Source organism: Vibrio penaeicida (assembly GCF_030689305.1).
Lineage (GTDB): Bacteria > Pseudomonadota > Gammaproteobacteria > Enterobacterales > Vibrionaceae > Vibrio > Vibrio penaeicida_B.
This window is the reverse complement of the sequence record NZ_JAUYVM010000007.1, coordinates 229,555-243,349: the sequence shown is the minus strand read 5'-3', so window position 1 is coordinate 243,349 and position 13,795 is coordinate 229,555. Positions and strand designations below refer to the sequence as shown.

The following is a 13,795-nucleotide window of genomic DNA, read 5'->3' as shown; positions in this document are numbered from 1 at the left end:
AAATGACTAACCAAACGGAATTACACAGTTGGAGCCAGAATCGCTTGATTGGCTTTGCGGCAGAAGTGTTGGAAGCGGAACCCGACGAGTTCAGTACGACAGAAAATCTTATCGAATTAGGGTTGAGCTCCCTTACCCTAATGCGCCTATGCAGCCAATTAGAGCAAGACGGTATTCACGTCAGTTTTAGTGCAATGGCAGAAGCCGGTTCCATTGAAGGTTGGCAAAAAGTCATCGAAGCATCATTGGAAAAAGCCCACGAAACCGAACAAGTACCCACTGCCGTTCCATCAACAAAGACGACCAACGATACCTTCCCACTCACCCATGTGCAGCGTGCTTACTGGTTGGGTAGAAACCCTCACTTTGAATTAGGTGGAGTCGCTGCCCACGGTTATCTGGAGATTGAGGCTGAGTCGATTTCGCCAGAACCACTGCAGGATGCGCTAAATAGAGTTATTACAGCGAACCCGATGCTTCGTGCCATCATTACTGAAGATGGTGAACAAAAAGTACTTGAACAGGTAGACGCCTACCAGATTCCTTTACATGACCATACTCACTTGGATGATGCGACAGCACATGAAAAGCGGGAAGATATTCGCGCAGAGCTTTGGCAACAAGTGCTGCCCGCTGATCGCTGGCCACTATTTGAAATCCAGCTCAACCGTATGCCCCAAAACCGCTGGGTGATACACATTAGTTTCGACATTCTCGTGTTCGACCTTTGGTCGCTAGAAATATGGGTCGACCAATGGTGGAATGCGTACAAGGATCCGGCGGCACCCATTCCGACCACACAATCCCAATTCAGCGATCATGTCGAGCACTTAGTCGCATTACGAGAAAGTCCAAAATATCAGGCTGCCGAAGCGTACTGGGAAGAGCGATTAAAAAACTTTCCAGTGGGTCCCGAACTTCCGTTACTGGCAAGCCCAGCAGAATTCGGTATTCCTCAATTTGAACGCAAGCAAATTCGATTACAAAAGGAAACGTGGTTAAAGGTGCAGGAACAGGCAAACAAACGTGGCTTGACCGCTTCCGCACTACTCATGGCCGTGTATGGTAGGTTGCTGGCAGTATGGGCAACACAGCCTCATTTTTGTTTGGTTACAACCCTGTTTTCGCGCGACCATGCAAGTGAAGACATGTTAAGCGTGATTGGTGATTTTACTTCCCTGATGCTTCTAGAAATCGACTGCGCAGCGGCATCAAACATGAGTGAATTAGCCAAGGGCGTGCAGTCGCAACTATGGCGTGATTTAGATCATCGAGCCTTAAGCGGTGTGGAAGTGTTAGCCAAGTTAGCAGCGCGAGAAAATACCCCAGGGCGAGCACTTGAATCGCCGTTTGTGTTCACTAGTGCCCTCGGTACTGGACGGAGTTATTTGGATGCTTTTGGTCAATTTGGCAAGGTGATCGATGCTGCCGTGCAAACACCTCAATTACTTGTCGATCACCAAGCGTTGGAAGAGAACGGCGACTTAGTATTGAACTGGGATTATGTTTCTCAGGCTTTTTATGAGGATCAAGTTGCGAGCATGACACAAGTTCAACTGAGTTGGTTAACAGCGCTCGCGGAAAGCGATGCTTGGGAGACTTCCGAACTCTTTGCGTCTACCGCAAGCAACTGGCAGCGAGCTGAACAGAACTCTACCGACTGGCAACCCACCGTTCAGCACCAGCATTTACACGGACCATTCATTGAAAGCGCAGCTCGAACACCAGATGCCATTGCGGTGATTAATGAAGATGTGTCGATCAGTTATCAGGCTCTTGATCGAGCCAGTGATGCATTGGGTTTACAGCTGCAGGAAATGGGAGCGAAATCGGGTGACTTCATCGTTGTCCATATGCCAAAAGGCTGGCAGCAGATAGTCGCTGTATTAGCGATACTAAAAACAGGCGCGACTTACGTGCCCGTGGATCCCAAACTGCCACCGCAGCGCGTTTCAGATATTCTCAAGCAGACCACTGCCCAAACAATGCTGGTCGCTGACGCAAATATTGGTACACACGGACTGGAATCCATCACCGTTACCAAATCGATGCTGGAATTAAAACCCGGCACCAAGCCAGTCAACTCGGCTACCTCTGAAAATCTAGCTTATGTGTTGTTCACTTCCGGTTCTACGGGAACCCCGAAAGGCGTCATGATTGAGCATCGTTCAGCGCTAAATACCGTTACAGATGTATGTGAACGAAATCAATTGCGCTCACTCGATCGTTGCTTGATGGTTTCGTCACTATCTTTTGATCTTTCTGTGTACGATGTGTTTGGCATTTTAGGTGTCGGCGGCGCCGTGGTGATTCCTACCAATGAACGCGCCACGGACCCAGAACACTGGCATGAGCTGATTGTTCAAAAAGAAGTGACCGTGTGGAACTCCGTGCCCGCGTTATTGCAGCTTTACGTCGACTTTTTGAAAGGAAAGAATACGTTAAATAACTTAACCAGCTTAAACCATGTGTTCCTTTCTGGGGATCGCATTCCACTGGAATTGTGTCGAAGTGTCAAAACACACGCGCCTCAATGCAATCTCGTCTCTATGGGTGGACCGACCGAAACCTCTATTTGGTGTGTCGAGCACGTGGTCAAAGACATTGATCCTGCTTGGACATCGATTCCTTACGGAGTTCCTCTGTCAAATCACCAAATCCACATCCTAGACCACGCTCTGAACCCTCGTCCTGATGGGGTACCGGGTGAAATGTATATCAGCGGTCTTGGGGTAGGACGTGGTTATTGTAATGATAAAGAAAAGACGGATGCGACTTTCATTACTCATCCAATCTCTGGTGAACGCTTATATCGAAGTGGAGACTGGGGACGATGGGATAAGGAAAAAGGCTGGATCGAATTTCTTGGACGCTCTGATGGTCAGGTTAAACTCAATGGACTGCGCTTAGAGTTGGGGGAAGTTGAAACACTGATGACACGTCACCCAGAGGTCGATATGGCGTGTGCGCTTGTGGTAAGCGATGGAAGCAAAGGCGACCGATTAGTGGGGTTTGCCCGACGACAAACACCATCATTGACCGAAGCCGACCTGCAAAGTTGGCTGTCCAGCCATTTACTGCCTTCGTTTGTACCTGGGGTGATCCTCTTTTTGGATGAATTTCCTTTAAACCCTAACGGCAAGATCGATCGTAAATCATTGCTTATCCATGTCCAAAAGGATTTGGGGAAAAGGTCGCAAAACCATCGTGCGGCAGGCGAAGAGGAACAGAAAGTCATGGCTATCTGGAACGAATTGCTTGGTCACGACATTGATGATCCTGAAAGCAACTTTTTCAGTGTGGGCGGGAATTCTTTACTCGCAACTCGACTGTCCACCATGTTGTCAGAGGTAAGCCCTACTCCAGTTTCAACAATCAAAGTTTTTGAGTGCCCCACCGTATCCCAGCAAAGCCGTTTATTGCTCGGAAACGATACTGACACGCCAGCTCCTTCGGAAAAAAACAATGCATCGAGTCGACGAGAAAGACAACAAAAGTTGAGGCGTCTGAGAAAAAGTAATTGATATACGATGAGTTAAAAAAACAGAAGCTAAGTCGCTTCTGTTTTTTTATGAAGGGTATTTAATTCAGAGTTAACGTCAGCTTTTAACTTGCTCTAAAACGCTTTCCCCATAATTTTTTAAGCTAGTGATACCAATGGTGGGCACATATTCTTCAAGTACCGCAATCGCACTAGGGTACTGAGTGGACATGTTACCGAGGAGGTCCATAAGCTGCTTGATCACTTGCTGGTTCGTTTCTTCAAACAGCCTTTTCCTGTAGACACTAATGAACTCTTTCTGAGGTGTTGTATATCCTAAACCAGAGGATGCCAGCTCTCTTACTCTCTCATCTTCTGCTTTTAAAGAATCCAGCAATACCGATTGAGCCTCCGGTGTATTGACGAATCGAAGCGCGTTTACGGCAGCATGCCTGACCGACTTTTCTTCGTGATTCAGATAAGATTTAACCTTCTCTGTTTGTTTTGGAGAACCAATGTTACCTATCACACTTAGGCTTTCGGCAATCTGGCTTGCATCGGTTGCTCCATCCAGTTCTTGGCTTAGCTTTTGGTAAATTTCATCCCCTCTGACTTGGTCTGAGTCCAGAAGGTGGTTAGCCATACTGCCTAAAACCAATTTTGCCTGAACTTGATCTTCCCTTTTATATAGCGAGTTCGCCATTGCTGAAACAGCAGCAACGCTCTCTTTGGTTGGATTGGCTAAGAAAGCCAGTTTAAGCATGATGGCTTGCTGCTTAGAGATCGAAGAGGTATCGAGCACTCTCAGTAAGATGTTTTGCGCTTCCGGTGTGCCAATGTTCACCAACAATGCACTCAACATCTGAAATGAAGGGTGATTGGCATTGTATAAACGGAGCCAACTTTCAATTTGGTTTAGCTCGCTAGGGTTAAGCGACACCCAAGCCCGAAGCTCAAAGAATAGTTTCGAAAGAGCTTGGTTCCCCATAGATGGGGTTGAACGTAGTCGATCACTAAAGCCATCTGGGTCAGTGTTTGCCAACGTATTTGCATACATTTTCTGTTTTAACGCCTGCTTTTGATATTCCCCAGACAGCGTATCCTCAATCACCGCACCTAAAAGTTCAGGCTTAGAAAGCCCTGTTTTAGACGTTGAGACAAAATGCAAAGTCAGATGCATATTTTCTTTCGCCATTAAACGATTAGCAGAGAATGTACTTCTATCTCGGTGAGTTTCTATTGTTTCAATACGCTCAAACAACCGATTGATGGTAATGTCTGTTGTTTGATCCATACGAACTTGAGGGTTTGTTGGAATGAATTGCTTCGTCAACATCAAGTCAACCGAAGGGATAGAGTGTGCAGCAATTGAATAAGACACGTCGTAAAGTGACGTAAAGTCTTCTTCTTTGGTTTGCCAACGTACTTGCCCTCGATTAGACAGCGACACCTGAAACTGGCTCATCCACTCTTTCAGAACTTGTGCATATTCCAAAAAATATTGCTCTTGAAACTGCAATTCAGACAACTGACCCGCTCTATTTAGATGGCCTTTCACCACAATATCACTTGGCCAAACCCAATTGGTTTCCTCATTCAGGCTGGCTTTGAACGATTCAGCGTCAAACGTGAATTCAAGCTTATACCCTGAAATCGTCTCCTCCAGCACGTGAATGTTCATTTTGCCTTTAAATTCATAATGAACATTCACTTGTGCGGCGATAAGGTTGGCAGCTTCGGCGTAACCTGATGCGTGCCCAGATGCCTCACTGACGTACTCTAACTGGTAGGTATAGGTTTCACCTGGTTCATAGCGAACCCGATATTCCTCTTCGGTACCTTTTACATACCCCAGTAAAATTAAAGCAACCAATGCCGAAAACACGGCAAAATACAGCGTTACCTTTTTAGTCATTTTCTACCAACCTAGCCGTTTTTAGTGCAAGAATCCATGTAGGCTTCGCAGCACATTTGAGTTATCTACTTCTTCTGAGTACTCAGCATCTGTTCCAGCCGCAACCTCTGAGACTAACGGGCCTGAAGCGTATGCTGGTGAACTCACCGCATCCAATCGCCAATCGGCAGAGTTTCTCAGCATCACATTTTGACTGCGCGATTGCGCCAAATTGTGATCTATCGTTGCCGCTAACCAAGATTCGTATTGCGTCAGGTTTTTATCCGCGGTATTGGCGTTCAGTTGCAAGGCGGTTCGTTTTTGTGGAACCAATGCAACGGAAGCGCTTTCCAGTTCTTCTTTCAGTTTGGCAAACGTATTTTGAACCCTAACTTGTGTTTTCGCACTGTAGTCATTCAGAGCAACATGCCTTTGGTAAAGGTTCACTTGCCCTTTCAAAGCCGCCGCTTCACGTCTGTCGGTTTGGTCAATCAAAGAACCCGTCATATGCACGCCATGATAGCCGTAGACCAGTTGCCAGTTCATGATGGACTTAGACCACGAATAGCCACTGTAACTGTATAAGTTCTTCGATTTACGCTTGGAGCGAATACAAGGGTAAGGGATTTTAATGAAACCAATTTTCTTTTTACAGATCTTAATCCAAGGGTATTCCACATACGCACTGATGCCACCACTCATGGCTCTGACTATCGCATCCGATGTCAGCCCCAATTTGAGGTACGGCTCGCCAGATTGCGCAAAGAAAACACCAGCCTTCCCTCGAAGAGGCACGGAGAAATTAAGCACGTCAATGGTTCCACGAACACCGGCTGACAACACTTTCTTAATGCCAACGGCGCCTTCACCAAACGCACCGGCTTTCGCGATAGGTTGCAGCTCTGCATACACCTGCGTGAGGTAAAGACCCCAATTCAACTTCGCATTCGCACTGGCATACACACCGACAGAGACGTAAACAGGAATAGGCCCTATTGCAAATTGTTGTGTGTAATCGTAGGAGTAACTGTAACCATCCCCATTGCCAAGTAGCTCGATACTGTCTTTGATGATGCCATCATTTTTTAGCCAGTGTTTTTTATACAGCTGCATACCGAGAACTTGGATATCCACATTGCCTTCAAGTTTTTGAGGTCCTACTTCAGCTTGAGCATACGCTCCGATCGCGTTGTTTTCTTTATTGAAGATATACACGTCGGCTCGCCCAACCGCTATCGCCCATTGAACTTCTTCAGAACCCCTAATTTCGTAATAGGCAGAAGCTTTCGTACCTGCCACACTGCGCTTTCCAAGATCGAACCCAACCCAATCTTTACGCTTTTTGAGTACGAGATCTTCTCTTGTCGGCGGCTTAAAGGATTCATTGAAACTGATGGTTGGAATATCCGGAATGTCCCAATTCGCCGGTACGGCTAGCCCTAAATCCTCAATCGTTTGTTTGATAAATTCAGGCGATGGCATGGTCAATTTTATGTTCAACCCATCCAGCTCTAAAAACTCGGAGCCCCACTCCATGGCTTTAACTAAAGGCGACCAAGTCAAAATGCTATCAATGGCAGGCATATCAAAACCAATGCTCACCAACGCTTGATTGATTCTGTCTTCAATGTATGAAATCACAGCCTGAGCAGTGCCATTTCCAGTACCGCCGCCAACAGAAGCAATCAGTTTGTCTATGTCGACTTCGGTAACACCGTTCACCGTTTTCATTGGTAAACCCATGGCTTCATAGATGCTGTAGCCTAGTGCACACAATATCTTGTTGGTGTTGTTTGCCGCACGAATGTATTCATCAAATTTAGCCAAATCACCGGATTTTAGGCGAAGAGGCTTATCGGTGAACTCGCTAACTTTGTCGTCGACCTTATCAGCAATGTGTCCATTGACCTTTTCAACTATTCTGTCGACATTGATTTGCGGACACATGCCAGGGTCGATGGCATCGAGGCGACGCATTAACTCGCGTTGGGCATAAACTTCTAACGCATCCAGAAGCCTTTTTTGCATCATTTCTGGATCGTTAAACAGCTCATAAATATCGACAGGCAGTTGCTCAAAAGAATCATCCCTCATGCTGTAGCCATAAGGGGTAATCTGCGCTTCTAGCTCATTCGCCATACCAATGTATTCGTTAATTTCGATACGTTCTGGCTCAGCTTGAGAAACGATATCCAGTAGCAGATACGTTTTGCCACTTTGAACATCGAGCTCTAATGCATCGTTCGGATCTTTTTCGGCTAACTCCCTAATTTCGCTTTCGGTAAATGGGATAAATTCTTTTGGTGTTCTATCACCAAGAATCAACTTAATGATTTCTTGCCCTGGTGACTCACCTGCATTTTGAGCATACACATTCACTGAGCTAAACATGGAGAATAGAATCAGTGCGCCGAATAATTTCTTCATTAAGGGAATCATTGCGTCACCTCCGAGAAAGGTGCTTGTGGAACACGAGAAAGCTGCGCATGTAGATAACGCTGCTGATCAAGCGTCATTTTTTGAATGGCGGCGCGGTCTAAACCGATAAGTGTTTTTAATAACGCACAATTGTATTTACGGTGGTTATCCGACACCTTACATCTAGGCGCGTATGTGGATGCCGTGCGGCGATAGACATCATACAAAGTGATGTAATTACGGCGCTTACTGGTTGCCAACGCACGCTTTGCATCCTGATACTTTTTGTCCATGAAGTTCAAACTTGGTTGTTTCAGCGATGCATCTAATGGACTGCTTAAAATGCGACTTCTGTCTAACTGATATTTTTTTTCAAACTCAGTGAAATAAGCGTCTGCTAAGAACCAATCTCTGCGTGATTTAGATAACACCAGCGAAGCGTATTTAGATGCCCTATCCACAGGCTCTGACACTAGGGCTTCAACAGCAAATAACTGCTTTAAACTCGTGAGCGATTGAACCAGTTCAGGAAACTCTAGTTTTGACAGATTAATAATGGACTGCAAGACGTCACTGCTCAGTAACAGAGCGCTCTCGATTCTTTGTATTTTTTCGTGTGTGAAATTTTGGTGTATATCTTCAAATGCACCGTGGGTCATCACGACATTGCTATTCAATGCTGGAATGGCGGCGCTGAATTCTTGAACATAGTTTTTAGGATACTCAGGGATGTTCGTGAGCAGGCTCATCCCTCTAAGTGCACGTTGGCGAATGATGGTCGCTTCATCCATCGAACGATATAACTCAGTAAGCAGTGATGACATTTTGCTTTTAAATGCACCAGCATCTGATTTCGCTAACGTTTGATAGTCACTTAACTGACGGCGCAGTTCGTTCATCTGATTCATCCACGTATTATGGTTGCTATACCACTTCCCTACGCGATCTGCTACGCCTTGCTGCCCAAGATAATGTTCGTCCCTTGCCAATTTATATTGGCTTAATGATTGTAATAATTCGTCTATACGGTAATTAATTTGATTGAGTGACTTCTGCTGATTATCTAATTGCTCGGAGGTAATATTCGACGCGCCAACATTACTCTGAAATAAAGCCAATAGCAGAGCGACTCCAACTAGCCTAACTTTCATGTTATACCCAGTAAGAAGTGATTTATAAGAAATAAAAAAGCCACCTAACGTTCGTATAGGTGGCTGAGTTGCTTATAGTTGCGTTAACTTAGCTTGAAGTGCCTTGATTTTATCGCGCTCAATACTGCTCGCATTTCTGGCAACGTTTAGCGTGTGCTCGATAACACTAATGAGAGCTAATACCTTTTTATCATTGGCATTTTTCATGTTCACAATGATAGGTTTTAAATCTGTCGTTGCGTTGTCTGAATAGCTGATATCCCCTGTGAATTGAGCCAAAGACACCAAGAAATTCCAATGCGCGTAATGAACCGTTTCATATTTCTTGTATCCCCATTCGTCATAGAGATAGTCGAAATCAAAATTGAACAAGTTTTCGATACCTTCGACACCCGTTTCTTGGGCTAATTGACGAAGTTTATTGAAATTAGGTCTTGAGTTAACGGAGTCATGGAGCGCGGTTTCACTGACTAAGATGTATTCCAGTCCGCCCACATCAAACTCTGCTGGCACATAACCTGCGGTAAAGAAGTCGGAGACATAAACAGAATTGGCGATAATATCCCAGATGACAGAAAGCTCAGTGTTTATCTGATTATTCAAATCGTTACTGTTACGTAACAACGTATTTAGAGATTGCCTTTCCACTATGAGACCGTTAGCTTCTGCTACCAATACGTCGGCAAGTTTCTCTAGTTCACCGATGTAATCAGTACCGCCTGTGATATCGAGGTTTACTCTCCAATACGGTTCATTCAGATCTTGGCTATTAACCACAGCAAACCTTACTGGGCTTGCTGCACATCGCTTCATGAAGGTATCCAGTACTTTAGGCTCAAAGCCACCGACACCTGAATCGGATGCAACACCGATTTTGGACAATTGCGCATCTTTGTATAGCAGTGGAATTTTAACCGATGGCACTGTTGTGTTTTCGACACAACTCATTTCGTAGTAGGTAGACGGTTTAACATCCGATTTAAATTGCCCAGACCACTTGTGATTCACAACCGGAGGGAACGGTGACAAGTTTGTTACCTCTGCAGGAATAAACGTTGTGATATCGCCAACTCGGATCGGCACCAATCCTAGGTTTTTAGAAATACGATTTTTCTTAATAATTTCTTTCAGTTCACCTTGATAACGCGCTTTCGGCACTTTGTAATTTAGGTCTGCTTGAAACGGAGTAACCACTAAATTATTACTCACGCAGGTTTCGATATTGCCAGAGACGCTACAATGCGAATTTCTGTGATAATACGTTTTCTTTTCAAATTGATACGGTCCACTTTCACATGTCACCACATTGGCAAATTTTCCAATTTGACCATTGAAGGAGTCGTAAACAGAGGAACAGTTTTGAAGCTTTTTACTGACAGAAAATGTTGATCTGTTTTGCCTAACACTTAGGTCACCCGCTAGCTCTAACCCTTCTGGGTATAAAACAACGGAAGTTTGACTCGAAGACAATGTTTTACGCTTGGTAGGTAACGTATGACCACTCACCCAATCCTCCAAACTACAAGACCACTGGGCATGGGCAGGATATTCATTGGAAGTGAGCGAACAGGTATTGGCAGCGCTAGTGAAAGACACTGCTGAAAGTACCGCACCGACGGCAAGGTATATGTTAGATAGTTTCATTTCCTAGCTTACCCCTTAAGCATTTGATAACTCTGAACGACAGGACTTCCTTGTTCGCACTTCTCAGAGACATGGAATTTCACTTTGGTTTTAGTAAACATTGCCGACGTAAGTACAGACAGTGTTTGCTGCTGAGATACAGCAACTAAGACTTGATTCCCAGTGCAGTCGCTTTCGGCATTAATCGTATTTGGTAGGACGACCTGACAAAAATCGCTGTCCATCGAACATTGAATATTGTGGATTTCACTAACATGTGTGCCACCTGCGCTTGCTCCTAGTGAAACAAAGGCCAATCCAAATAAAGTTTTGAATGTCATTGTGTGGCTCCTATTTCTTAGCTGAACGCGACAGCACGTTAAACGAAGCAAGTTCAGGCAAAGAGTTATAGCAGCCTTCGGTAACGGTCAGTTCAACCTGATGCTCTGTCATCATTGCAGATGAAAGCAGTGCTAATGCCAGCTTTCCTTGGTCACTGCTCGAATCCCAGCCAATTTTGTTGGATGCACACTCTGAAGAACCAAATTGCTCATTGGCAATCGTTAGGGAACAGCTATCTGTTGCTTGGTCGCATCCTAAGCTTTGAATGAGTACCGGAGGAAGACTTTGCGCAAATGAAGCATTTCCAAATACAGATAATGTCAGTGCTAGTAATAACTTATGTTTCATTTCTAAACCTATGTACGCTGTTAACAAACTTCGATGAATGGCAAGTGCCTTTCGGTTCACTCAGAAGCTATCCACTGAAAAATTAATGAGACGAGTCTCAAACGTTGTTTATAAATATAAAGACGGGAACGGCAGTGATATTGATATATAAGTCAGCATGCATACCAACCAATACGCTTATGCTATCTTATAATTCTGAACGGATGTATTAGGAGAGAATGGCAATTCATAAGATTCTGAGGCATATCACTCTTTTGTATATGTACTAGAAATCCTATAAACAAAATACTCTGAAATAGAACAAATTTAACGTCAGCGTTAACGGATTCGAAACGTATTTCTTTGTTTTTAATTATGTTTGCAATAATTAGATTAGTAAGAATGAAAAGCGCTATATACCCAAGACACCTCAAGATGCTTGGGTATAAAGCATAAAGCCAGCATTGCGCTGACTTTATACCGAAACCCACTAACTCGCCTGATTGAGCGTTGCCATGTTGTGTGGTTGCCATGGTGAGTTGACCGATCTGGGCTGCTGCTGCATTCGCCACAGTTCTCGTTCCCCACTTGTCGCTGGCATACTGAGTAACGTGGAATGGTTATTGACCAACACGATATCGCCTTTATCCATTTCAATCTCGGTAAGGACTCGCGAATCAAAACAGATCTGGCTCAACCTTTCGCTGAGTTCATCAACGCACTCATAAGACGTAGACGACTCAATGTTTGCATTGATAGGAGCAAGCACCTCCGACATCGTATGCTCGCCATTTTGCGCCCAACGAACAATATCTTGCTGGCTTGCCGGACACCGGAAAACAACTGGATGAACCATCTTTTCACCGTTTGAATAATGAGCCTGAGGTGTATACCCAAGATGAGTATTTCTCAGTGTCTCACGCTCCTTTCCATCCATAGTAAGTGTCGCCAGGGCTGCATCAACGGCAATCATTGAATCTTTAGTTGCCGTGTTCTGATGGCAATACAACGCAAATTCATTTGGCGTGTAGTCTTCATAATTGTATTTGGTTTGGCTCACTTTCATGTAGGCAGGGGGGCACATTAGATTCCAGTGCAAAGGCAAGGTGGTTTGTGCTTTTTGAAGCGACGTCATAATCTGCACGTTACCAAATTGCCATGGAATAACGGCACCTCGTTCGCAATACCAGTTTTCCATTTCCGCCGGCTCATTAAATTGTGTGAAGCCTTTAAGCGTGACAGTACCAAACTCCTTCACCAAGTTATTCAGCTCTTTATTTAAAAGATCTGACACTGAGCAACTGCCATTGATGCACTCTAAAATGAGCCCTGATTTTTCTCGGCTTAATGTTGCCTTCATCTGTCTCAGTGCGTGTTCTGTCACGTCTGTTCGAGCCGTTAGCTTAATGTAGCACCATGGAGTGCCCTCGTAAGTTACCGACAAAACCGCACCCTTACCGTTGAGATGATTTTCTCGCGAGTCAACCACGTATTTTCCGCTAAGTGCATCAAACATGAGAGTACTGTGCCAAGGCGTTTTGAACTGGCGCTCATCAAAAAGAAACAGTGAATATTTTTTCCCGACCATAGGGTGCTCGTGAATACTCAGACGGATACATTCACCAAAATTCTGCTGCAAAAAGTTATCCAGCGCTTTTCCCTGAACCATCATTCCTTTGGCGATGTCCGCTAGGCGTTTGCGCCTATCTTTGTAAGAAAACGAAGACAAGATATGCTTCTGATCCTGATTCATAAACTTCTTTAAGCCTAGATAGGTACTGTTCATCTTGTTATTGCGTTTTTTCAGTTCTGAGAAATTATCCTCGTAGTGGCTATCCCCGAACTTGTGTTTCAGCCCTTGGAAATATTGCTCATCACTCAAGTCATCGAATGCTGGAAAATGCTCAAAGTTCACGACTTTCAAGCTGTCGCTACAGTTCATATTCTCGACCATTTTCCTCAAATCATCGGAGTAGTCGTAGTGGTGCTCTAAATCGACAGAAATGTAATCGGAAAACGTGTGATAATCCGAAAAAACATAGAAGGTCACACCAGGCTCATAGACCGCTTGGATATCCCGAATGGCTTTCACGAATTTTCTTAATACTAAGTACTCCCCCATATCAGGCTTATGACCCAAGACTTTATCCAGATTATTGGTTTTGCATGGGAAAGCAGGCAGTAAGAGCTGAATTTGGCTTTCATTGGAAACAAAATTGCGTATCTGATTTTTTAGCTTTACTAAACCATCAAAACTGGCGTTCGTTTGAGCAAGAAGTTGGTTGAGCAATATAAAAGAAATATTCTCTACACATTGTTCACGTTGAATATCGAGCATGATTATCCCTTCAATTATTTATTAGATACTCTTAAAAGAGAATTTAATTGAATTAATAAAGACAAAACCGACTATGTTTAAATCATTAAAAATATCGAATCCATTATTACAATTTCAAATAGTGAACATGCACCAATATCTCAATTTTGTAATAATAAATAAGTTCAAACAAAAAGGTTCATCTTGAATATTGACTGTATAATAAGAACAGAATGAAGAAT

8 protein-coding genes are annotated in these 13,795 nt (G+C 44.2%); 1 reads left to right on the top strand and 7 read right to left on the bottom strand.

Annotation, left to right across the window (positions count from 1 at the left end):
* The first annotated feature begins 2 nt into the window (after nucleotides 1-2).
* Nucleotides 3-3,524 carry a non-ribosomal peptide synthetase gene (locus tag Q8W40_RS13535; protein WP_305397768.1) on the top strand — a complete coding sequence of 1,174 codons (3,522 nt, stop codon included), beginning with the start codon at nucleotides 3-5 and terminating at the stop codon, nucleotides 3,522-3,524.
* 75 nt (nucleotides 3,525-3,599) lie between these two features.
* Here Q8W40_RS13535 and Q8W40_RS13530 read toward each other — a convergent pair whose 3' ends face one another.
* The 7 genes from Q8W40_RS13530 to Q8W40_RS13500 all read right to left on the bottom strand — a co-directional run bounded on the left by Q8W40_RS13530 (nucleotide 3,600) and on the right by Q8W40_RS13500 (nucleotide 13,574).
* Nucleotides 3,600-5,396, bottom strand: a complete 1,797-nt coding sequence (locus Q8W40_RS13530; protein ID WP_305397767.1) for a HEAT repeat domain-containing protein — start codon at nucleotides 5,394-5,396, stop codon at nucleotides 3,600-3,602.
* 21 nt (nucleotides 5,397-5,417) lie between these two features.
* Nucleotides 5,418-7,802: a hypothetical protein gene (locus Q8W40_RS13525; RefSeq protein WP_305397765.1), complete on the bottom strand. Its 2,385-nt coding sequence runs from the start codon at nucleotides 7,800-7,802 to the stop codon at nucleotides 5,418-5,420.
* A gap of 8 nt (nucleotides 7,803-7,810) precedes the next feature.
* Complete coding sequence (locus Q8W40_RS13520) at nucleotides 7,811-8,944, bottom strand: hypothetical protein (RefSeq protein ID WP_305397764.1); 1,134 nt, start codon at nucleotides 8,942-8,944, stop codon at nucleotides 7,811-7,813.
* A 72-nt stretch (nucleotides 8,945-9,016) separates the two neighbouring features.
* Nucleotides 9,017-10,588 (bottom strand): hypothetical protein, encoded by a 1,572-nt coding sequence (locus Q8W40_RS13515; protein ID WP_305397763.1) that lies wholly within the window; start codon nucleotides 10,586-10,588, stop codon nucleotides 9,017-9,019.
* 8 nt (nucleotides 10,589-10,596) lie between these two features.
* Complete coding sequence (locus tag Q8W40_RS13510; RefSeq protein WP_305397761.1) at nucleotides 10,597-10,908, bottom strand: hypothetical protein; 312 nt, start codon at nucleotides 10,906-10,908, stop codon at nucleotides 10,597-10,599.
* A 10-nt stretch (nucleotides 10,909-10,918) separates the two neighbouring features.
* On the bottom strand, nucleotides 10,919-11,257 hold the full coding sequence (locus Q8W40_RS13505; protein WP_126609914.1) for a hypothetical protein: 339 nt from the start codon (nucleotides 11,255-11,257) through the stop codon (nucleotides 10,919-10,921).
* Nucleotides 11,258-11,726: 469 nt separating this feature from the next.
* Nucleotides 11,727-13,574, bottom strand: coding sequence for an L-tyrosine/L-tryptophan isonitrile synthase family protein (locus tag Q8W40_RS13500; RefSeq protein WP_305397759.1), 1,848 nt, complete (start codon nucleotides 13,572-13,574; stop codon nucleotides 11,727-11,729).
* Between the last annotated feature and the right edge of the window lie 221 nt (nucleotides 13,575-13,795).